This window comes from Flavobacterium sp. MMLR14_040 (genome assembly GCF_033657265.1).
Taxonomy (GTDB): domain Bacteria; phylum Bacteroidota; class Bacteroidia; order Flavobacteriales; family Flavobacteriaceae; genus Flavobacterium.
This window is the reverse complement of record NZ_JAWVWO010000004.1, coordinates 291145-313277: the sequence shown is the minus strand read 5'-3', so window position 1 is coordinate 313277 and position 22133 is coordinate 291145. Positions and strand designations below refer to the sequence as shown.

Sequence of the window (22133 nt, the reverse complement as noted above, 5' to 3'; positions counted from 1 at the left end):
GTATACTTACAGGCTTGATTGCGTGACTGCCTGCTGGCTTGCAGGCAGGAATGCCAACCTGCATACATCCTTACCTACTTCCCTGAGCACTTGAATACCTTATTGATTGATTGAATATCTTAGGACTTGTCTACCTGCATGCATAAATAATTATATGCACAGGTTACCACTTTAGGTTTTAATTCCAGTCTAATTAATTTTTAACACACAGAAAATAAAATACTTAGCGTAACATTATCTTTATTATTTATATATCAGCACCATTATATTTCTTAAATTCACATAAGTATAGAATTTGAAATTTAAGAAATGGGAAAACGTAAAATCTATGACCGCGATTTCAAAGTAAATGCAGTCAAATTAGCGCTTAAAACAAGTGGTTTTAAAGTGGCGGAAGAACTTGGCATAGCGAAAACGAATATTTACAGATGGCAAGCTGATCTTGAAAAATATGGAACAGATAGCTTTTGTGGGGGAGGTCATTTTAGAACCTCAGAACAACAAAGATTTTCTGACCTTAAAAGAACACTTAGGAAAGAACTTAAATATGCAGAACTTCAAATTGAGATTTTTAGAAGCGCTAGCAAGTATATTATTGAAGGGAAACCAATGATTTTTCATTTTATTGAAAAGAATCTAGATAGATATCCCCTTTGGCAAATGTGTAAAGTTTTAGGCATACGTATGCTTACATATTATAGATGGAGAGATAAAATATTTTCTCCAACACAACTTCAAAAAACTTTAATTGAAAAAGAAATAACTTCTATATTTTATGAATATAAGGGTAGATATGGAAATGGGAAAATTTCCGCAGAATTACAAAGTCGCGGTTTTACATTAAATAAGTATTCAGTAGCCGATTACATGAAAAAAACGGGTCTGGTCAGTAAACTTAGTAGCAGACACAAATTATCTGGCTCATCATTTATTCCCCATAATCCTTATATTTTTCCTAATGTTCTAAATCGTCAATTTAAAGCTGACGAACCTTCTCAGGTTTGGGTATCGGGTATGACAAGGTTAGAAATATTGAAAGGACTTTTATTTCTGACAATTATTATAGATTTATTTGACAGAAAAATTATTGGATGGAATTTGAGTGAAGGGCTGACAATAAAGGAAACTTCTATCCCCGCTTGGGAAATGGCACTTCGTAATCGTAAAACCAAGAAAGGACTAATATTTCATTCTGATAGAGGTATTCAATATGCTAATAAGATGTTTACTCGTAAATTAGACTATAAACATATTACACAAAGCATGAGTCGAAAAGGAAATCATTTAGATAATGAGATACCTAACAGCTTTTTTATTTCCCTTAAATCTGAACTAGCTAGTTTAAATATGCTTCTGACTAAACAACAAATGGAAGAAAAAATATCTGAATATATTGAAAATCTTCATTAAAAAATATTCTGCTGTTAATTATCAAACTTCTGACTATGAAAAAATACGAACGTACTTTCAAAGAAAATGCAGTTAAATTAAGTTATAAGCGAGGAAAGAGGCAAACTGCAAGCCTTGCAAGAGAGTTGGGAATAGCTCCAAGTTACTTATACCAATGGCGAAAAGACTTTGAAAAATTTGGAACAGGAAGTTTTTGTGGATCGGGTCACCCTAAATTTACTCCTGAAAAAGCCATAATCACTGACCTTGAAAAGAAAATTAAAAATTCAAAAATTACACTCGAGATTTTAAGTAAAGGAACTAAATATGTTTCTCAAGGGAAAATAATGACTAAAAACTTTATCGAAGAAAATAAATATAAATTTTCAATTGCAAAAATGTTAACTGTATTAAACGTCTCAGAAACCACATATTATAGAACAAAAAAACAAGAACTTACTAATTCAGAAGCTCGAATAATTTTATTAAAACAAGAAATTATGAACATTTATTATGAATTCAAGAGAACATATGGATGTTTTAAAATTACAAAGGAACTACAAAGCAGAGGGTTTAAAATAAGAAACTCATCAGTAAAAAAATACATGAGAATGTTGGGCTTGCGTAGAAAAGTTAAAAGAAAGTTTAAAGTAACAACCGATTCACATCATAATTACTATGTAGTTCCTAATGTTTTAAGTAGAGAATTTACCGTTAGTGAGCCTGCTAAAGCCTGGGTTTCAGACATAACATATATACAAACAACAAAAGGCTTTTTATATCTTACCATTGTTATGGATTTATTCGATAGAAAAATAATAGGATGGATTTTAAGCACCAAAATGAGTACCAAAGCAACAATTTTACCAGCTTGGAAAATGGCAGTTAAGAACAGGAAAATTACTAAAGATTTAATCTTTCATTCTGATAGAGGTGTTCAATATGCTAATAAAATTTTCGCTAGTACACTAGACTCTTATAAGTGTGTAATACGTAGTATGAGTCGTAGGCAAAATCATAATGACAATGCCGTTTGTGAAAGTTTTTTCAGCTCTTTTAAAAGAGAATTAATTAACGGGAATAAACTCCTGACCAGAAAACAGATGAGAGCCGATGTATATGAATATATTGAAAATTGGTATAATAAAAAAAGAAGGCATTCATTTTTAGATCATAAAACAATCGAAGAATTTGATAGATTACATTTAATATAATCACATTGTACATTAATAATCCGGCATTGCATTGTTTACATCTCAATAATAACTTATAACCATTACAATAAAAAAGGGCATCAAGCCCTTTCAATTAAATCCATTCCTGAATAAGTTGTCACGGGACAACGGCAAGTTGTGTTTTGAGATGCTTGAAATGAATTCAGCATCTCAAAACAACTTGCCCTGCGGGGCTGGAAAACGCCTCCGAAGTCGGCGTTTTATTAGAATTATGAATGGACATAGATTAATTCGTTGTGCTCTTTTTATTTTCTTTTAAATATTTCTTGTGGAGCATATCCAGTAAGTCACCTTCTTCCAATGGGATCAGCATTTCTATTATCCTCAGCAGACTGTAAACGTATCTTTCAACATGCCTCGGACTATTATTTGTACTGACTTCCATTCCGTCTAATGCAAGCATTCCTGCCTTAAGTAAATCCATAATCATACAAAACAGATCGGAATATCCCTGAACATTTATTTCGAGATTGTGTATATCGTTCCGCATTTTTGATGCAGGTTTAAGCATTATAAAGTAATGCTCCGGATTTTCAACCAGATCATTTAATTTGATTTTATTTTTTTTCATATCAATATATTTTATTAGTTAAATCGAGCATCTCTGCATTGATACAGTAATTTCAGCATTCGGCATTCTCTTTAGATTCATTAACTTTTTTTATTTTTTCAAGGCCTCTTTCACGCATAAGCTCTCCCGCATCAAGCATTTTTATTAAATGGATATACGGAGTCGTAAGGTCAATATCACCGTCTCCTTTGTATGGAGACAACGAAATGCTCACTATTTCAGAAAGGAAAAATTCAAACTCCTTAAGGCTTTTCTCTGCAAATGCCTTTCGAAATACGGTGAAAGGATTGTCATATTCCTGCTTTGTCAGTGAAGTGAGATGAAATACATTTTCGTTGCGGACTGACTCTTTTACTCTCCATTTACTGCTTTTTTTATGCAGGCAGTAGTATGTTTTCAAAAATGACCATATCGCTTTATAGAATATAAAAATCTCGCTTGGTCTATCATTACTGCAGATTTCTTCTTTAAAGCTGTACAGTACTGCCTGCGTTAAATTTCGCTTATAGTAGTCAAGATGCGCAAAATCAAAAAGGGCATCAGATGCTTCAAATGGATTTCCTGCCTCAAATCCAGCCCAGAATTTGGTCTCAAAGTTTTTTTTCTTCTTTTTCATAATTTAAAAAATTAGTTATCCATTTGTTCATTTTTATTTTCACTATTAATCTCTAAATAAAGCTTATGCAGTTTATCAAGCCCTTCCGCTTCACTGCACGGCAGGAGCTGTATCGCAATTTCCAGAATGCTTGTAAGATGGAAAGCGGGATCTTCGATCTGGCTGGAATTCTCAAGATCTGAATTTTCCAGTGTGTGAAGTGCTATTTTGAGCAGATCCTGTACTGTAAAAATCAGATTTATGTAGCTCGTAAATTTTATATCTGCATGATAAATACCTTCTTTCTCTGGGGTCAATGTTCTAAAATAAAAACTGTTTTTCAGTTCTTTGACAAAATCATCCGTCTTTTTATTTTCATTGGTTTCCATATTCTTTAAATATTTTTTTGGTTTGCTCAGCATACCGCTGATACATTAGTTTTACTTCACTCATCATCCACTGCATTTTTTCATATGCTGATTCAACAATTTCTGCAGTTAACGGTTCAATTTCTTCTCCCCACTGAACAGCTTTTCGGGCAAGGTCAAGCTTTCTTAAAACTTCTTTCTCTTCTTTATTTTCTAAATCAAAAGTGTTGCCTAAGACACTATTAAACTTCACAATGCGCTCCTGCTGTTCTGAAATATTTCCATCTATCACCCATTCACCTGTCAGAATCCACGAAGCATTAATAAAAAGATATCTGAACTGCTCATGTATAACATACAATGCCATTAAATGATTATCGTTTCCACGGTGGTATTTTAAGTCCCTGCCAATAGTATTGGCCTCTGACATCCACATTTGATAATTTGTAACAGTCTTTTTCAAAAGCCGTTTCATATTTATTTTTTTTATATCCAGAACAGGTTTTCCTACAGTGTTTCTATAAACAAGATCCGTTTCTTTACAATTGAAAAGAAAAAATAAATTTCCCTTTCCGACTTCTCTCTTTATACACTCCCTGTCAAAAAAACAGAATGAAAAATTATTGTAGTTTTCAACTACTTTCCATAAATGGAATACAACATCGTCATAGTAATGGGGGCTTTTTTTGCTCACAACAATTGTCAGAATCCCTGTTTTTGATTCTACAGTGGACTCTGAAAAGAAAATGCACTCAGCTTCTACAAACTCTACTAACAGTTTCACTGTTTTTTTGACTGCCCGATATTTAGGATGGTCTTTCTGTGTTAAAATATTATAGTACATGATCTGTCTGTTTAAGGTTCAGCCGAAATCAGGTTCTCAGTGCGTCTTAATTCGTCTTTTACAACAGCTGTGCAGAAACCCGCAAAATCATTGTATCGATCCTGTAAAAGATTCATATCCACTTCAGAAAAAGTATCTGCACCGCTGTATCTTAGAGAAGCATATGATCTGCTTAATATCGTAAACAAGTTTCTGTCCTGTTCTGTAACCCTTGGAAAGTAACTGCTTATTTCTGGGTTAAAATGATCGCAGATTTCTAATAAATAAGAAAGGGAAAAATGATTTGGAGAATATCCCATAAACAAGCGGATCATTCCAAGACAGATCTGTTCTGCCATAGTATGGAGCATCAAACCTTTAAGAGGAGCATAACATGCCCATTCATAATCTTCCTGCCATTTTTCCATATTGTTCACCACAATATTTCTATAGCACAGATATTCTTTTGCTGATGTTATACTGCGCACTGGAAGATCTCCAAATTCCAGAACAGCAGATTCTTTTTTAAACAAAGCCTTTCCATTTTTTATAACATTCAAAAAGAAATATTTCTGCTCGCCTGTTGCGCTCTTAATCTCTGAAATATGATGAATCAAAAGTGTTGCTGTGCACTGCTCTTTCGTTCTGCTTTTAATAATGTCAGCCAGATCATGCATTGCATTTACTTTACTTTCTTTGACAAGTACTAATAGATAAAAGTGATTAATCCTTTTTTCCGCTTTCCCAAAACAATAAACTGCTTCAGTCTTAAGATAAGAAGTAACGGTATCACTGACAATTTTCTCATACTCGATGACACCATCGTTTAAAATTTCTGGATTCTGTTTTGGTTCAATAAAAAAAACGGATTTTTCCTCGCAGTAAGAAAGCTGGTCTTGAAAGATTTTTTTAGTTTCTTTTAAGATGCGGTAAAGTTTCTTTTGTGCTTCTTTAACCCTGTCTTTCTTAATCTTTGTTTTGCCTCCATAAGGAAATTCAATCCTTGCTCTATCAAGTAAATCAGTAATTTCTTTATCCTTATCAAGATTAGTATTGAACACCTGCTTCAAGATAGGTGCATAGTTCTTTATCGTAGTTAAGTGCTCTAGTGTATAATGATTCGAATGAGATTTTCCCATGACCAGTTCTCCGATTATACCAAAAAGAAGGTTTACCGCCTGATGGATTGTATAAAGTGCCATATAATGGTTATTTGTTCCTTCATAATGCTGGGAACCTCTTCTTAATGATTCTGCTTTGGCTAAACGCCCGCTGTTTTTCTTTACTGCTTTTTTAAGCAGAACTGATACAGTCGGAATATCTTTTTTAATCTTAAAATCAAACTCATCGTTTTTAAACAGGCTTATGTTTGATAAATACCATTTTAAATAATACAAGCTCCCATTCTTTAAACGATGCAGTACATCCCATAGATTTATAATCACATAAGGAATTGATGGATATTTTTTCAAAACCTTATCTGCCCATTCATACATTTCCGATGCAATCTGCTGTGAATCTTCCCTTAAGATTATAGTAAGTATATAACCTCTTTTACCTGCGGTCTCTGCCTCATGCAGGGTGACCGCTGTAATGTCCATAAATGATTGGAGCTCTCTAACAGCATTCTCCAATTCTTTTTGATCTTGAAATTGAATTGCACTACTCATAATTTTAATTTTTTTAATTAATACTTGTGTGAAAAATTGTATTTTTGTTTAACACAGAGGCAAGTAAGTGATTAGTCGTACTGTACCGTATCAATTTGTATTGTACCGTACAAGACTATTTCTATATCATACAGGAGACTTACTTTTTTATTCTTAATTATTATCTTTGAGCTATGAGTACATTAACAAAACCAAATCACATAGGACGAAAAATCAGTCGTATTCGTGAACTAAAAGACATGAAACAGGAAGCTTTAGCCCAGGCTATGGGAACAAACCAGCAGGCTATTTCAATTATGGAAAACAGCGAGACAATTGAAGAAGAAAAATTAAAAGAAGTAGCAAAAGCATTGGGAGTAACTGTGGAAGCAATTAAGAATTTTTCAGAAGAGGGTGTGTTTAATTATTTTAATAATTTTAATGACAATAGTTTTACGCATGGTGCATTCAATGCAAATCATTGCACATTTAGCCCATTGGATAAATTAATCGAATCTCACGAACAACAGATCAAACTATACGAACGTTTGGTTCAAGCCGAAAAAGACAAAGTCGAATATTTGGAAAAACTACTAAAAGCAAAATAACGCGCTTTTATAAAAGATATATTAATTCCAAAAAAGAGACTTTCGAGTCTCTTTTTTGCTGTAAAATATTTGCAAACACTGTAAAATGAAATACCATGAATAAAACTATAAAGCTGAGAGTAAAGAAGGAAATTGACAGGAAAAGTGAGCTTGAAGTATTAAAACTAAAAGGAACATTAATTACTAAAGGCTATACAGAAATTATTCATATTGAAGATGAAAATGAAGATTTTGAATTACATTATATATCAGTAAATAATTTGAGGGATATAATAACTTTACTTAGTGCTTTAAATAATTAATTTAAGATCAATTTATATTTTCAAAAATCTCCAAATTCAAAGATTATTTAAATGAATAATTCTTTCAACTCATTATGATTAATTAGATCGTTATCGATATATCGGTAGGTTTGTGGTGGATTAAATCCAGGGATGATTTTTTTTAATTTTTCTAACTTTATTGTATGATTTAATAAGCTTTTAACTTCCTTTAATTCCAGACCAAAAGCATTATTTGTTTCTTCGTAGTATACATCAAATTCATCTTTAGCGATTCCTGTCTTTTCACCAAATTTTTCCCATAAGGCCTCTGGTTTATCTTTAATTATGCTTGCAATTTTACAAATACCCCACAATTCTTTTACTGGAGAAGTTACATAGATTAGCATATAACTATTTATTCCAGCCCTCAAAGGAGCAGATTTTCTTAATTCGATAGTTTTTTCACCCTTAAAAATTTTTTTTGCGTATTGGGGCTTGATTGATATAAGTAGCAAACTATTATTTTTATTCTCCATTATTATAATTCCATTCCTATTTTATAGAGTGCAAGATACGTTTCAGTTTTAATTTCAACAGGGGACAAAGCCATAAAGTTTTTATTTTCTAATTTTTTAATAAGGTTTTTTATTTTACTAAGTGATACTGAATTTTTAAATATCTCAGTGTCAGAAAATACGAAGGCCATTACTTCATTACTATCTTTTGCGGTTTCTGCAATATGCTTCCATTCATAAATGCCAAGTTGTTTAAATTGTTTATATAACTTTTTTGGATCATCAATAAAAATTTCATCAATATATGATGCAGCATTTATTCTACCTTTACCTCTAGTAGCCTTATTTTCGCTGATATACCATAAGATTCTCGCAGGGGATTTTAAAATTTTTGGAGAGGCAGAACGATAATATACATTTTCTCTATTTAGTAATAGTTCATAATCAGGTTCAAACAAGGCTAATTTTTCATCTGACTTATCATCAAATAACTGCTCCGCCCACTGTGGTTGAATTGCAACAATGTAAGTCGGTATTTCAAGTTCTTTAATTTTGATAGGTGATAGATGTCGTTCAATATTATAATTTCTTAAAAACTGATAATCATCGACGTTAAAATCCAGTTTTTTTAATATTTCACTTATAGTATCTTCTGTCTTATCAGATACTTCATTTTTTTTTGATATTTCTGAAAGGATATTTTTTTCTTCAATTATTCCTTTAAGGTTTATTTTCTTCCATGCATTCCCAACATTAACAAATCGAGCTTCTTTAATAACCTCAATAATATCGTCTTCTAAATATTGCTCTGTAATCTCAATAGAAATTCTATCTTCTTTTGTAGATGTTAGAATTGATTTAAAAAGTATGTGTTTAGACAACGTTATTTTTAACTCACTCTTTAGAAATCTAAAAACTGGTATTCTAAGCGTAGAACTAGAAGTTCTGTCAAAGATTATAAACGCTAATAATAAATCATCTTTTGAAATTGTTATCAATTCAAAATTATTTGGGGATGAAAGAGAGTTTCTAATTGTTTTTTCAAATTGATGCTTTTTTTCCGTTGGTTTACAAAAAACATCAATGAAGTGACTTATATTAGATGTGTTTACACTTTTTGAATTTATGTTAGTGCCAATTAATCGCTGAGGCTGATATTTTGTAACTTGTATATTTTCGTCTAGGTGAGTGATAAAATCACTTGGCTTATAAATAATTAAATCGTACTTCTCTTTAAAATAGTCACCTCTACTTAATATTTCGTGATCTCGAGTTATAAAAAAATGTGCTCCTCCAACAATAGAATAAGCAATATGGTTTAAGTCGGATTTATCATTTTTGCTTTTAAGAGGAAATATTAATTGTAGTTCAGTCAATATCTTTTTATATTCCTCTTCGTCTCTAAATGGAAGTTCGTTATAATGCGCAAGAAGTTGTCTGCTACTGTCTTTTTGCTTTTGTATTTTTGATCTATTTATTTCTACATTAATTTCTCTTGTAACATATAGGATGGCTTCACTTAACAACCAATCACTGTGTAATGCCAAACTTTCATCTGCTCTCTTATCCTTAATGTCTAGAAAAATGTTCATGTCAATTACAGCAACAATTTTATTGCTAATTTCAAAATCGGAAATTTGTGACAGCAAATTATTTTGATAATGAGGAAACCACCATACCGTTAATGGCAATCCTAATTTACTTCTTCCCTTCTTTTCTTTGACAGGCACAAAATTAAAACTCTCCCATACTTTATCGATCCCGTAATCATTTCGGCAACTTAATTTTATCCCTTCAAACTGCTTAGTATTGTTTTTTAAATAATCGACTAGTTTAAAAGCAATATTTTTTTTCCTGTGATTTTCATTTATGCAACAATGAACAATTGTTACACGATTAAATGAAATTCTATAAAGAAGATATCCCATTAAATCATCACTTTTTTCTTCGAAAATACCTATCAATTGATTATCACATGCATATTTTTCAAAAACTTGTTTTGGCAAGAAACCCAACGTTGCTGAATTTTTATCTCCCAGTTCAACCGCTTTTTTAAATTTTTCAGAATTTATATTATTTATTTTTTCTATTTGCAATTTTAGAGTTTTAAAATGAAGATTTATTTATTTTTTGCCAGTCTCAATAATTTAGAATATTCCACTATTCTTCGATATTCAATTGATTATAATGCTTATTTGGCGGTAAGTTATTGGACATTGCCAATAATAATTGTAGATAATCATGACAAATTCTATTTGCACACTTTGCACCCTCCAAGACTAGTCTAATGCTTTTTAAATGTACAATCAATTCATACCAATTATATTAATTTTCTAAAAGTGAGGCTTATTCTATCATTATTTAAATCTGATTTGTCAGGTAATATAGAATGTAGCCAATCTTTCTGAATTGTGATACTCATAAAAAATAAGCTATTTGGTTTTAAAATGAAATCTACAAAAAGACTTTCATTATTCTTATCTTTAAATCGCATTATTCGTTCATTTCCGAGTGAAATAATCGCAATACCACTATTTTTGTCTAGAATATCAATTTGATCAGAATGAAAGCCCATTTTAGAAGAACCAGTATTATAATAATTAATTAGGCAGTTGTTTGGGGTATATCCAAGAAATTCTTGTACAATATATGCCATTTCTTGAATCTCTGAGGGAAATGGAATAACACTATAATTCATATTTGAATAATTATATGGTACACCATAACTAACGGTTTTTCTTGAATGCATAGAATTATTCCAATTAGTTTGAAATTTTATTCTTTGAAAAATTTCTTGATGGTTAAGTAAAATATTATTAAAAATTTTTATTTCGCTATGTAAATAATTTGTTTTCATGTATATTGCAAATCAAATTAGTTCTAAATATACTAAAAAACATTACATTTATATAAAAAATCACTTAATGCCAATAGCAGATATTTATGGAAATCCACTTGTACATCATGTAAATTTCCCAATTGATGAAGTCAGAAATATTGAATTTGGAGCTGGAAAAAACTATTTTGGAAAAAGGGAATTTCCACATTGTTACATAACCAATTTAACAACTCCTAATTTACTTCATTTCACAAATTATCCAAATTATGAAACAATGGATTGCCACTATCTTGATGCTACTTGTGATTTTTATGAGTACAATTTTGATCGACAATTTGAAAATATAATACTATGTAATCCTTACTATTTTGGCTTTTTAGGATTGGGAGATGGTAAAAAGTTTTTTGACAGAGCTGGAGACCTTTTATGTAAGGAAGGAAAGTTACATATTATAGGAAGTTCACTTAATAAATGGTGCGCTAAAGATTCCTATGACGATTATATGAGCAATGATATAGAAGAATATAAATCAATTCATAATTTTCAATTATTGAATTGTGTACCAATATCTAGAGTACACCCATTCAATACTTCATACAAATTTTACAAATCAGAACTTTTAGACCGCACTTATCCAGATCAAATGTTAGTTATAGAAAAATTATGATGGGAGATATTAATACATATCAAAATATAACATTAACTGAAAGCTACCAGGTTCAGTCGTATAAAAACAATATAAACGATCATATTGTTTCTGTGCTGGATTATGCCTCTTCCACAAATGAAAATCCGGTATTAAAAAGTACGAAGTTAAAGTTTAGCAAACAATTATATTGGGAGAGTTTAAATTCAATTTATCAGAACAATCCAATTGAATTAGACGAAGCTTCAAAACAAGCAAACAGAGAGTTAAAACAAAATTTATATAGAAAAATAATAAGAGAATTAGATAAGTATTTTAATATAAATGATGTTTTACTAATTGAGTCTATTGATTTTACTATTAGTAATTATATGGACAGTTACAAGTATTCTAATATTTTTGGCGCGAATAATCCATTCTCATTTGCAAATAATGTTTTTGAAAAGAATAATTTATTGTATTCTTTTACAGATAACAAAGATGAGTATAAGGATCTATTGAAAAAAAATAAAAAGGAAAGTGAATTATCGAAGGATTTAACTATTGGTGTGCTTGGTAAAGGACATCGGGAAGATTATGCCCATGGATATATCAAAGATATTTATGCACTTAGAAATTTATTACTTAATTTATTAGAGCAAGACAAGCACGACAGTAGTAATCCTTTAAAAATTAATGAGCTTTATACAAAATTTAGAAATTTAAACGTCTCGGAAAGCGATTTAACCGATAGTAATATAAAAAATTGGATTGTGCAGCCATTAAAAAGATTCACAAAGCTTGGTTCTAATAAATATGGTTATTTTATTATTAAAACTGAAGAAGATCTGTATGAGTCTTATAAAAGCCATTATAAAAATTTCGTAGGGTTCTACAACACATTGGAAAGGCATAAAAATTTTGCAGAGTCAATGTTGTCCGCAAATCTCAATGACTTTGAAAAGCATAAAGAAATCTATTAATTAAAGAATGTTCTTAAGAGAACATTCTTTAATTAATAATGAAATAAATTCTAATTCCGTTTGAAGTTTATTTTTTATATTGAAGTACATTTGTTAGTATCGGGAAATTTACTATAATGAAAATATCATCAAAATATTTGAATCAATTCGAATATATATGTGTATTTATCCACTAAAATAAGTCTATGAAAAAAAATTAATTAACAGATCAAAATTTATTGTTCGTGAGATTTCATTATGCGGTACAAGTAAATACTTCCAAGGTTTACCATTGTTTTGAGAAGTAAATTCAGTTGCGTATTTACAATATTTCAGAGCAGCATCTTTTTTTGCAATTACATCTGCATCTAATATATTTGCTGACGATTTTGGCTCCACCATATAAATTGTATCTTCTGTTTCTACAATAAAATCTGGCTCATATCTTTTAGAATTATTATCCCAGTAAATACGAAATTGATTAGATGCTGGACGAAGCCATTTTATAACTTTATTGTCGTTTTCTAATACAAAAGCCAAATCTTGTTCTGTTTTGCTGTCAAATTTATATTCGAAATGACAGGCTTTTTCAAAACCTCTAAAAACGTATTTAGGAACCATTAAAGTTGGAGTAACAACATCCCTATAATCTTTGTAACCTGCATTAACAAGTACTGAAAAATTCCACTGTTCTATTTTAGTAAAAGGGTAAACTTTGGGGGCTACATATTCAAGAGAAGATAAAGTAAAATTAGCTTTCATTTGCAAATAAATTTTATCCGCAATTGCTGATTTAAATTGGAATATTGCCTGTGAAATATTCTCTTTTTTATCAATGTTTTCTTCTATATTATTGTAAGCTTGTGTTGCTAATTTATATAATAAGTCCGCATTATCATCATAGTCGATATCTGAATAATCTATTAATTCTGAAATAATCATATTAATCGGATTGCCGTACGAACCACTTGATTTTGCTTTTAGGGTTTCTACCGATTTATCCATTAAACCCATTCTAATTATTTCTTGTTCCAAAGCTTGATAATTGAAATTAGTAGTATCTAAATCAAAATGGTTGAAAGTAGCTGTAACTTCTCCAAGCACTAAATCCATTCTTGGAATTTCAATGATATTCTCTTTGTAGGAAGCTACAACTTTCTCATAGGTCGCTTCTACTTCCTTAACTATATCGTCAGCAAAAATATTTTGTTGTCCTTCACTTAATTTCTTTTCTATTTGTCGAATGACTTTTCTTTTTACTTCTTCTTTATTCAGATCTTCCACTCTCCGAACCTCTGGTAATGTATTAAAATCTGGTAATGCATTTATAATCGCTTTTTTTGCATCAAGTGAGTTTTGTGCCTTTTGCTGATTTTCTTTGCTTTCAATTTTGTTAACCTCGATCTGCTCGTTTTCCAGTTTTTTTTCTGCAACTGGTTTTGACGTAACTACTTCTGTTTTTATTTTTAAATCTTCTTCGGAAATTTCTATGAAAGTCATTTTGTTCAATACCGAATTTGGATCTTGTGCAGCTGCAATGACAGCTTCAAAATTCTCGTGTGCTACAACGGTTAATTTATCAATTTTATCTACTCCAGTTCTTTTTCCGTCATAAGGCAACCGAAGTCCTCGACCAATAGTTTGTTCCACTAAAATAGCAGCATTAGCTGCACGAAGCGGAACAATAGTATAAAGATTGGTAACATCCCAACCCTCTTTTAGCATATTTACATGAATTACAATTTCTATTTCGTTGTCTGGACTTTCCAGTGACAGGAATTGTTTTTCTATTTCTTCCTCTTTCTTTGTTGAACTGTCAATTTGAAGTACTTTACCTTTGTATTCTCCTTGGTAAAACTCATCAGAATTAATTAAATCAAAAACTTCTCTTGCGTGGTTAATATCTTTGCAAACTACCAGAATAAAAGGTTTTACAAGTTTTACTCCATTGTTTTTGGAATAGATTTCCAATTCAGTTTTCGTGTCTTGATGAATACTTATTGCATCTTCTAACTTAATAATTTCTATCTCCTTATCTGATAAATCGCCCCGTTTAAAATTCTTTCTTGTTGCAATGGCAGGATTTTTTACAAAAGTCCCATCCGTCAAGGCTTGTGCCAACGAATATTCGTAAACAACATTTTGAAAAGGTTTTTGTTTTTCGTCGAAAGGTGTAGCTGTCAATTCTAATCCTAAAATTGGTTTTAATTCATTTATAGCATTTTTGGAAGCATCAGCGTGATAACGATGTGCTTCGTCCATAAGTATAACCAAATCTTGAATTCCCGCAAGATATTCCCAATATGATTGTCCTAAATATTCTGACAATCTTTTTATTTTCGGGGCTAAAGCAATACCTCCCTTTTTCTGTCCTTTATTATCGGAATTGAATTTGGAAATATTAAAAATATTTATTCTAATTTCTCCTTCTCTGAAAAGATTCCCTTGCTGATTGTAATTATCACCTGTGATTATCACCGGTCTATTATGCACAAATTCTGAAATTCCATTGAACACGTATTTATGATACGCTGGGTTTCCAAAATCCTCAATCAACTTATCGTAAATAGTTAAATTAGGAGCCAAAACAAAAAAGTTCTTGATACCTTTGTGTAAATACAAATACGCAATACAGGCACCCATCAAACGTGTTTTACCAACCCCAGTCGCAATAGAAAATGCAATTGATGGAAAGTCTCTTTGAAAGTTAGTACATGTTATAAAATTATTTTTTACTTTGTCTAATTCGCTTCTTAGAAACTCTAATGCTTCTTCTTGATTATCTGGTACTTTTTCTAAAATTAACTCATCCGATAATTTAGCTACAATATCTAAAGCTTCTTTTAACGGTTCTCGTAAGGAAAGGCGTAATTTTATGTTATTGGCTATACTGTTCATATTTTATTCAAATAATGTACCTTGATTGTCTATTTCTTTGTTATCTCTTATTTTCTGAACGCTTTCATTGTCTAATACATCAATTAAATCATCTTCATTATTTACATCTTCCGTTGGAAGATTGACTATATTAAGACTGTAATCGTCTTTGCCAAATTCGCAACGATCCAGTAGCATTTGTGGTATTTTTTTAAGTGTAATATTTGAGTATTTACTTTTGCATTCTTTTTGAAATGCCTTACAACAAATTAAGATGCTTTCTCCTTCTTGCATATCAGCATGAATACTATCTAATGTTTCTACAGTTAAAAACTGCGTGGTAGTGAAAATAAAATCATTCTCGGAGGAATTACCTTGTTTCCAGAATTTATCTTCGTCTGGTAAATACGTAAAACCTTCTTGTTTTGCCATTGCTGCGGCTAACATATCTGGATTATATTCCGAACTGATTACCCAATTACCAAACTTATCTTCTCTTAGCAAACTGGGTGCTAACGTGTAGAACTTGAATCCACCTCCACCTTGCCAGTTTACAGCTTTAGATATGCCTGATTGATCAGATCCTTTAATGATCGATTTTAATCTCGGCACACAATGTGTTGTTGCCTGTTCTCCTAGTTCAATACCAATCCATTTTCGACCTAGTTTGTGAGCAGTTGCAGCAGTACTTCCGGAACCTAAAAAAGAATCAAGAACATAATCACCAGGTTCTGTTGACATTTCAATAATTCTTTTAAGTAATTGTTCTGGCTTTTTTCCTCTCGGGAAATATATACCACCTTCATTTGCTATATCTGCTTTAGGAATATCGGAATGCCCCCATAATGAAGTTATTTTTTGAGATTTAACAACCTTACCATCAAACACCTTAGAAGTGTCGGCTAACCACGAAAGCAGTTCGGAATTATAATAATATAAAGTTGTGGTTTCATTTTCGTATTTTCCTCTGCTAGGAATATACTCAACAGAATAAAATTTAGACTTATCCATTCCATCAATCAAATCATTTTGGAAGGCATTCTCTTTTTGGACACGGTTTCCACGAAACAAAACCTTTAAATTGTTTGCGTAAAATCTTCTAATTTCATCTTCTCTTTTTGCAAAATCTTTTAATGGGTAAGATGCAATTTCATAATCTAAATGTTCATAAACCTTTACAGGTTGTCCATTTGATTTGGAAACAAACTCTCTTACAAGTTTTTTACTACCGAAGTTTTTTACAAATTTATTATATCGCTTTATTGTGTTTAATTCAAGATCACTATAACCGAGGTTTTCTTTTTTCGGTAAAATACCCTTTTTGTATAATAAAATATGTTCAGTAGTATTTACTATATATCCACCTTGTCCCAGTCCTGCTACCGCAGAGCGTTCATAAGTTATGTGAGAAACAAAACCACTTCTTGTAAAAATACCATCAAGCAGTACTTTACAATAGTGTACTTCTACATCGTCCAAATGAATCCAAAACATACCATTTTTATCCAATAAATTATATAGGATACTTATTCTGCGGGACATCAAACTAAGCCACAACGAATGTTCTACATTATCGTCATAAAACTCAAATGCTTGCCCTGTATTAAATGGAGGATCAATGTAAATACACTTTATTTTACCTGCAAAATCTTGTTCAAGTGCTTTTAATGCTAAAAGGTTATCGCCGTGAATGAGTATATTTTCGCTAGTTGGATCTCCATAACTGTATTCCGGATTTTCAATAAGAATTCTTGGTTCTAGCTTTGGTTCGTCACCTTTGCCTATCCATGTTAATTCTAGTTTTTGGAGTTTATTTTTGGACATAAGTAATTTTAATTAATTTAAACATTCCATTTCCACACCTTAAGTGCAATTTTGGACAAATCTCTTCCTCTTTCTTCAATCGCTTGGATATTCCAAGGTTCAGCTCTGTCTTTTACGTCTCTAGCCAAAGCACTAGAAATAGTATATTCTAGTTGCTTTTGAACAAATGGTTTTTGCCCAAATGAACTGTTAGCCGGAACACTATTTAAACTTAAATTACCTAATGTATTTGTGATCGTTGGAAGATTAATATTTAAGGCATCATTAATTAAATAGTTTTTCCAATGGTTATCTAATGTCTGGGGTAAAATGTGCTCTATAGTATGTATTGTTGAATAATCCGGAAGCTCTCCAAAGGGATGCATGTGTTTGTCTATCTCCTGTAATACTAATCTTGAAAAATTTAACTCCCTAGAATTATATATTTCTTTAGTCAAAAAAGCATCTTGAAATACTTGGTCAGATACCCACAATTGTTCAGTCTGTATCTGCGTGTGAAAAGCCTTTATTTTATTTGGTTCGTTAATGATTTTATCTAACAATGATGGAAAAAAAGTATCATATTTTGTCACTGGTAATTTGGCAATTTTTCTTCTTACTAATAGCACATAAGTTTCTCTTAACAACTCAATAGTTTCTTTTTCATTGATTGCTTCTTTTTCTTTTGATTTCAATAATGCCATTAAAAAGGGATATATTGAATTCATATTAGTACTCTTAATAGCAATCAATATTTTTTTTATATCAACAGAAGAAAAAGAATATTCCAATGGTTTATTGATCTCATTATAAACATTCGTGTAATCAAAGATCCTATCTAAAGTATCTTTTGCGGAAGCCTCTGATAATTTTTTATTTTTTATTTTAAAATGTACATACATTCTACGTTCTTTACCTACACGTTTTTTTTCACCAATAGAAAATAAATCACGTAAATATTCTTCAAAATAATTTTCTCCTACTTCTTTCCGCGCTGCTAGCCATTTTTCGTTATGTAATTTTTCGTGCTCATTAGTTGCATCATTCGTTAATGGACGGAAAATGTAATTACATAATAATTCTGATGCCGATAATGGCATGCCTGCATCGTTTAAACTTTCAAAAATCGCTTGTGCATCATCTTTATCTTCATCTAATGGAATCCAAACAATTTTTAATGATTTTGTTATTGCTTTGTATAATTGCCAAAGTTGAGGAACATCATAATTTTTTATTTGCTTACTGATATATCTTTCAAACTCATCAATTTTGTTTGTCGTGGGATTATACAATAACTGATCGTCTACTAAATATGGACTATTTGGGTTTTGACTAAAAATAGTTTTATAAGTTGGCAAACGATCTCCCTTTGTACTAAACACTTTTAACTTCAGATAATCATCATTACCAGAAACATTATTTATTAATAAAGTTTTAAGTTCACCAATATACTCCTGGGCATTAGTCGATAGGTGAGATTTTGTTTCCAAATGTTTTTTTATAATAGCAAGAAATAAATAGCTTGTTGTAATACGTTGTTGCCCATCGATAACTAAAAATCTTTTTAAAGATGGATGTGTACTTCTTTTTTCCAATACAACTATAGGTCCAAAAAAATGTTCTTCATTATCAAAGTTATTATTTTCAACAATTTCAATAACTTCATTATTCAAATCTTCTAAAAGTTTTTTCCACTGTCTCTGTTCCCATGCATAGCCACGCTGAAAGAATGGAATTTCGTATCTAACTGGATTAGAAAATAAATCCTCAAAATTTCTATTTATTACATTGTCTGTTGGCATATTATATCATCTTCCATTTAATTGTGAATAATTCTTCTTGTTTAATTTTTTGATTTAAACGTTTTTCAATATCAGACAAAAGAGTTTCCTTTTTATCATCGATATCATCTTGGGCAGAGAACAAAGTTTGTCTTTTTTCACTACGTTTTTTTTCTAATTCCTTAATCTGTCTTTGCGATTTAACCTTGGCTTCAAGATTTAGCATTTTCTTCGATTCCGATTTTCTTAATTTAATTTCAGCATCAAGATCTCTAATCTCCTTTTCCAGACTAATTTTCATATCATCAGCCCACTGATCAAGCTTATCCATCTCAATATCAAAAAAATCTCTATTTCTATTTGCATTTTCAGAAACAATTTTTTGACGTTCATTGTCTATTAAATCCCTGAACATACTAGAATCTTCGTCAATAAATTCTACTTCTCTATTCTCTACTGCATATAATGAAAAAAAACGTTGAGCAGTTTCACTATCTATAATTTCTCCTTCATCTGAATAGCATGCCATTAAAATGTAATCTTCTTCTTCAAATGAATTTATAGTCAAATGTTGCACTTGAAACCAACCAGATTTCCCTATATAATTTTCCAATAAAGTAATCTTAACAGGTGTATTTGTATAATTAAAAATTACTTCTTTTACAGGTGTAAAAGAAGATTTACAAGCTAATAAAATTCGCTGAGCTAATTTATGTCCAATTCTGTAAACATTTGTATCATCAGGAATTAAAATCTCTGATTTTCTTTGCCCTTCTTTAGGCTTTAATATCATATAAGGTCCACTATGAATATTTTCATTTTTAAAAGGGCTTTCTATCAACTTGAATGAATAATCATCAGAAAACTCAGCATACCCATCTAGAAAATATTTCGTAGTTTTCCATAGTTTCTCTTCAAAAATACTTAAGTGAAGCTTTGTTTCTAAAAGATTAGCTTTTAATTTTTCTTTAACCGCCTCGTCGAAGTGTTCCAATAAAGTTGTTCTTACAGCTTGAATTTTTTCAGAAATTTCTGGCCTCAACTCTTCTTGTAAACTATCAAAAGCATTTTTAATTTCTTCGACAGTTCTACAGTCATTGTATATTTGTGCTATTCTCTTTTCAAAATCAACCCCATTTCCAATTGAGCCTAAAACTTCATCACTAGAACCGAAAACACCATTAAATAATTGAAATTTTTGATCCAACAATTGATAAACTCTTTGATCTGCAGCATTTTTAGTATTTAAAAAATTAACAACTACCACATCATGCTTTTGCCCATACCTATGACAACGACCTATACGCTGCTCTATTCGTTGCGGATTCCAAGGCATGTCAAAATTTACAATAAGAGAGCAGAATTGTAAATTTATACCCTCAGCAGCAGCTTCAGTTGCAATCATAATTGTTGCTTCTTCTTTAAAATAATCTACTAGTGCTGCTCTTTTGTCAGCGGTTGGCGAACCTGTTATCTTATCAGTTCCTTTATGCTCTTCTAACCAATTTTTATATATCTCTCGCGATTTAAAATCACTATTTGCACCGTTAAATTGAACTATTTTATTTTGATAACCACGTTCTTCAAGTAATTTATAAATAAATTCTTGAGTTCTTCTACTTTCGGTAAATATTAATGCTTTTTTATTAGCCCCTAACTTTTCGATTTCTTCAAATGCTTTTTGTAGAGCCACAACTAGTCGCTCTGCTTTTGAGTTAGTTTTAATCCGCTGAGCTAAATCGCGGAATTTTTTTAAATCGCCTATCTCTATATTAATTGCTTCGATATCTTCATCAGTGAATTCAATTTCAGCAACTACATCTTCACCTTCATCATCAACCCACTCATCACTTATTTCATCCAAAGTTTCAAAGTCTAACTCTAATTTTAAAATTAAATCATTATTTCTATGTTTTAATAAAATCTTTTGTAGTTTTTCCACTAACGCATCCAAAGTTCCATATATAGCGTATGAAGATGAAGCTAATAGCTTTCTTAAAATTAATGTCATTAATTGTCGCTGACTATTGGGCAACGCATATAATTTTGGTCTTTGTAAATATGCTGAAACCCATTCATAAAGTTGGTGTTCTTCATCCGATGGAGAAAACTTTTCACAAAATGCCCTCCTTTCAGTGTAATTTATATATTCTAATACCTGTCTCCTTAAAGTCCTGTGACAAACTGGAAGTAGACGGCTCTTTAAATCATCATAATTACCTTCATCTAACTGTCTATTATATTGACTTTTAAAACTCTTTAAATCGCCAAATACAAAATCATCAATTATACTAACAAGACCATACAATTCAAGTATAGAATTCTGCAAAGGTGTTGCTGTTAAAAGAACTTTTTTTCTATTTTGGATAGAATCTTTAATAACATTTCCAATTTTATTAGAAGCTTTATAAACATTCCTTAACCTATGAGCTTCATCAATAATTACAAGATCCCACTGTGTTTGCTCTACATAAATGGCTTTATTCTTGGCAAAATGGTATGAACAGATTACAATGCTGTCATTTTGATTGAATGGATTTAAATTACCTAATTTTAATTGATCTTTAAATGATTTTGTTTCTAATATAAATGATGGCAAAAAAAACTTATCCGCTAATTCTTGATTCCATTGTTTTCGAAGATTTGAAGGTGCAATTATCAACAGCCTTCTTTTCCTTTCTGCCCACTGCTGAGACAAAATTATGCCCGCTTCAATGGTTTTTCCCAACCCAACTTCATCGGCTAAAATGGCACCATTTGACAAAGGTGATTGAAAAGCAAATAGAGCGGCCTCTACTTGGTGTGGGTTTAAATCAACTTGTGCATCTTGTAACGAAGAAGTAAGTTTTCCTAGATCATTGGAAGGCCTTTGTCTAGTTAATTCGTAAGCAAAATACTTTGCATGGTAGGATGTTAAATTCATTAAGAATAATAATTAGAAAATCTTACAAACATACAAAAAAGGATACATTTTCTTGACTACTATGTAACCAGATGTAAAAAGACTTCCCATAAATTTAATTCTAATATCATAAAGTGAGTTTATGGAATACAGGAATTTACAAGAAAATATTACTGTTATCTATAAGACTTGCATCAAACGGTACATTATTCTTCTATTATCTTATTTAATTTTGTCTCAAAGTTCGAAAATCGCATGCGGGCGCTTGCAAAAAATTCCCCCATAAATGCAGGAAAACTTCCTGCTTTATTGCGTTGCTTTTTGCGCT

General features: G+C 31.0%; 18 protein-coding genes. 6 read left to right on the top strand and 12 right to left on the bottom strand.

The genetic code is table 11. The features are described 5' to 3' along the window. Positions 1 to 309: 309 nt before the first annotated feature. Both SD960_RS08530 and SD960_RS08525 read left to right on the top strand, forming a co-directional pair. A complete protein-coding gene (locus SD960_RS08530) occupies positions 310 to 1410 on the top strand; it encodes an IS3 family transposase (RefSeq protein ID WP_318802243.1) in 1101 nt (366 codons plus the stop codon). A 35-nt stretch (positions 1411 to 1445) separates the two neighbouring features. Beyond that, positions 1446 to 2603 carry an IS3 family transposase gene (locus tag SD960_RS08525; protein WP_318802242.1) on the top strand — a complete coding sequence of 386 codons (1158 nt, stop codon included), beginning with the start codon at positions 1446 to 1448 and terminating at the stop codon, positions 2601 to 2603. Positions 2604 to 2850: 247 nt separating this feature from the next. On the opposite strand, the gene SD960_RS08520 is transcribed toward SD960_RS08525, so the two are convergent. The 5 genes from SD960_RS08520 to SD960_RS08500 are packed head-to-tail and all read right to left on the bottom strand — an operon-like array spanning position 2851 to position 6651. Next, positions 2851 to 3195 carry a hypothetical protein gene (locus tag SD960_RS08520; protein ID WP_110348627.1) on the bottom strand — a complete coding sequence of 115 codons (345 nt, stop codon included), beginning with the start codon at positions 3193 to 3195 and terminating at the stop codon, positions 2851 to 2853. A gap of 52 nt (positions 3196 to 3247) precedes the next feature. After that, positions 3248 to 3811, bottom strand: a complete 564-nt coding sequence (locus tag SD960_RS08515) for a hypothetical protein (RefSeq protein ID WP_318802240.1) — start codon at positions 3809 to 3811, stop codon at positions 3248 to 3250. Between the two features lie 11 nt (positions 3812 to 3822). Then, the gene (locus SD960_RS08510) at positions 3823 to 4179 is read right to left on the bottom strand and encodes a hypothetical protein (RefSeq protein WP_318802238.1); all 357 of its coding nucleotides are present in this window, start codon (positions 4177 to 4179) and stop codon (positions 3823 to 3825) included. Then, positions 4166 to 5002: a hypothetical protein gene (locus SD960_RS08505; protein WP_318802237.1), complete on the bottom strand. Its 837-nt coding sequence runs from the start codon at positions 5000 to 5002 to the stop codon at positions 4166 to 4168. The genes SD960_RS08510 and SD960_RS08505 overlap by 14 nt, the downstream gene beginning before the upstream one ends. Positions 5003 to 5013: 11 nt before the next feature. Next, entirely contained in the window at positions 5014 to 6651 is a 1638-nt protein-coding gene (locus tag SD960_RS08500; RefSeq protein WP_318802236.1) for a hypothetical protein, read from the bottom strand. A 173-nt stretch (positions 6652 to 6824) separates the two neighbouring features. On the opposite strand from SD960_RS08500, the gene SD960_RS08495 reads away from it, so the two are divergent. Beyond that, positions 6825 to 7238: a helix-turn-helix transcriptional regulator gene (locus tag SD960_RS08495; protein WP_318802235.1), complete on the top strand. Its 414-nt coding sequence runs from the start codon at positions 6825 to 6827 to the stop codon at positions 7236 to 7238. A 95-nt stretch (positions 7239 to 7333) separates the two neighbouring features. Further along, entirely contained in the window at positions 7334 to 7540 is a 207-nt protein-coding gene (locus SD960_RS08490; protein WP_318802234.1) for a hypothetical protein, read from the top strand. Between the two features lie 47 nt (positions 7541 to 7587). Here SD960_RS08490 and SD960_RS08485 read toward each other — a convergent pair whose 3' ends face one another. The 3 genes from SD960_RS08485 to SD960_RS08475 all read right to left on the bottom strand — a co-directional run bounded on the left by SD960_RS08485 (position 7588) and on the right by SD960_RS08475 (position 10873). Then, on the bottom strand, positions 7588 to 8037 hold the full coding sequence (locus SD960_RS08485) for an ASCH domain-containing protein (protein ID WP_318802233.1): 450 nt from the start codon (positions 8035 to 8037) through the stop codon (positions 7588 to 7590). A gap of 2 nt (positions 8038 to 8039) precedes the next feature. Then, entirely contained in the window at positions 8040 to 10112 is a 2073-nt protein-coding gene (locus tag SD960_RS08480) for a hypothetical protein (protein ID WP_318802232.1), read from the bottom strand. A gap of 224 nt (positions 10113 to 10336) precedes the next feature. Continuing rightward, entirely contained in the window at positions 10337 to 10873 is a 537-nt protein-coding gene (locus tag SD960_RS08475) for an alpha-ketoglutarate-dependent dioxygenase AlkB (protein ID WP_318802231.1), read from the bottom strand. Positions 10874 to 10940: 67 nt separating this feature from the next. On the opposite strand from SD960_RS08475, the gene SD960_RS08470 reads away from it, so the two are divergent. Then, complete coding sequence (locus tag SD960_RS08470; RefSeq protein ID WP_318802230.1) at positions 10941 to 11522, top strand: hypothetical protein; 582 nt, start codon at positions 10941 to 10943, stop codon at positions 11520 to 11522. Next, positions 11519 to 12463, top strand: coding sequence for a hypothetical protein (locus tag SD960_RS08465; protein WP_318802229.1), 945 nt, complete (start codon positions 11519 to 11521; stop codon positions 12461 to 12463). The genes SD960_RS08470 and SD960_RS08465 overlap by 4 nt, the downstream gene beginning before the upstream one ends. 183 nt (positions 12464 to 12646) lie before the next feature. Here the strand turns inward: SD960_RS08465 and SD960_RS08460 are convergent, their stop codons facing one another. The 4 genes from SD960_RS08460 to SD960_RS08445 are packed head-to-tail and all read right to left on the bottom strand — an operon-like array spanning position 12647 to position 21826. Continuing rightward, positions 12647 to 15340, bottom strand: coding sequence for a DEAD/DEAH box helicase (locus SD960_RS08460; protein WP_318802228.1), 2694 nt, complete (start codon positions 15338 to 15340; stop codon positions 12647 to 12649). Positions 15341 to 15343: 3 nt separating this feature from the next. After that, positions 15344 to 17143, bottom strand: coding sequence for a site-specific DNA-methyltransferase (locus SD960_RS08455; protein WP_318802227.1), 1800 nt, complete (start codon positions 17141 to 17143; stop codon positions 15344 to 15346). Positions 17144 to 17160: 17 nt separating this feature from the next. Further along, positions 17161 to 18924 carry a DUF262 domain-containing HNH endonuclease family protein gene (locus SD960_RS08450; RefSeq protein WP_318802226.1) on the bottom strand — a complete coding sequence of 588 codons (1764 nt, stop codon included), beginning with the start codon at positions 18922 to 18924 and terminating at the stop codon, positions 17161 to 17163. Between the two features lies 1 nt (position 18925). After that, positions 18926 to 21826 carry an SNF2-related protein gene (locus SD960_RS08445; protein ID WP_318802225.1) on the bottom strand — a complete coding sequence of 967 codons (2901 nt, stop codon included), beginning with the start codon at positions 21824 to 21826 and terminating at the stop codon, positions 18926 to 18928. Positions 21827 to 22133 lie beyond the last annotated feature (307 nt).

Bases quoted from the DNA above. Each gene is read 5' to 3' on its own strand.
- SD960_RS08505 (WP_318802237.1), bottom strand. From the start codon at position 5,002: ATGTACTATAATATTTTAACACAGAAAGACCATCCTAAATATCGGGCA.
- SD960_RS08515 (WP_318802240.1), bottom strand. From the start codon at position 3,811: ATGAAAAAGAAGAAAAAAAACTTTGAGACCAAATTCTGGGCTGGATTT.
- SD960_RS08450 (WP_318802226.1), bottom strand. From the start codon at position 18,924: ATGCCAACAGACAATGTAATAAATAGAAATTTTGAGGATTTATTTTCT.
- SD960_RS08530 (WP_318802243.1), top strand. From the start codon at position 310: ATGGGAAAACGTAAAATCTATGACCGCGATTTCAAAGTAAATGCAGTC.
- SD960_RS08460 (WP_318802228.1), bottom strand. From the start codon at position 15,340: ATGAACAGTATAGCCAATAACATAAAATTACGCCTTTCCTTACGAGAA.
- SD960_RS08495 (WP_318802235.1), top strand. From the start codon at position 6,825: ATGAGTACATTAACAAAACCAAATCACATAGGACGAAAAATCAGTCGT.
- SD960_RS08510 (WP_318802238.1), bottom strand. From the start codon at position 4,179: ATGGAAACCAATGAAAATAAAAAGACGGATGATTTTGTCAAAGAACTG.
- SD960_RS08520 (WP_110348627.1), bottom strand. From the start codon at position 3,195: ATGAAAAAAAATAAAATCAAATTAAATGATCTGGTTGAAAATCCGGAG.
- SD960_RS08485 (WP_318802233.1), bottom strand. From the start codon at position 8,037: ATGGAGAATAAAAATAATAGTTTGCTACTTATATCAATCAAGCCCCAA.
- SD960_RS08445 (WP_318802225.1), bottom strand. From the start codon at position 21,826: ATGAATTTAACATCCTACCATGCAAAGTATTTTGCTTACGAATTAACT.
- SD960_RS08525 (WP_318802242.1), top strand. From the start codon at position 1,446: ATGAAAAAATACGAACGTACTTTCAAAGAAAATGCAGTTAAATTAAGT.
- SD960_RS08490 (WP_318802234.1), top strand. From the start codon at position 7,334: ATGAATAAAACTATAAAGCTGAGAGTAAAGAAGGAAATTGACAGGAAA.
- SD960_RS08475 (WP_318802231.1), bottom strand. From the start codon at position 10,873: ATGAAAACAAATTATTTACATAGCGAAATAAAAATTTTTAATAATATT.
- SD960_RS08455 (WP_318802227.1), bottom strand. From the start codon at position 17,143: ATGTCCAAAAATAAACTCCAAAAACTAGAATTAACATGGATAGGCAAA.
- SD960_RS08500 (WP_318802236.1), bottom strand. From the start codon at position 6,651: ATGAGTAGTGCAATTCAATTTCAAGATCAAAAAGAATTGGAGAATGCT.
- SD960_RS08470 (WP_318802230.1), top strand. From the start codon at position 10,941: ATGCCAATAGCAGATATTTATGGAAATCCACTTGTACATCATGTAAAT.
- SD960_RS08465 (WP_318802229.1), top strand. From the start codon at position 11,519: ATGATGGGAGATATTAATACATATCAAAATATAACATTAACTGAAAGC.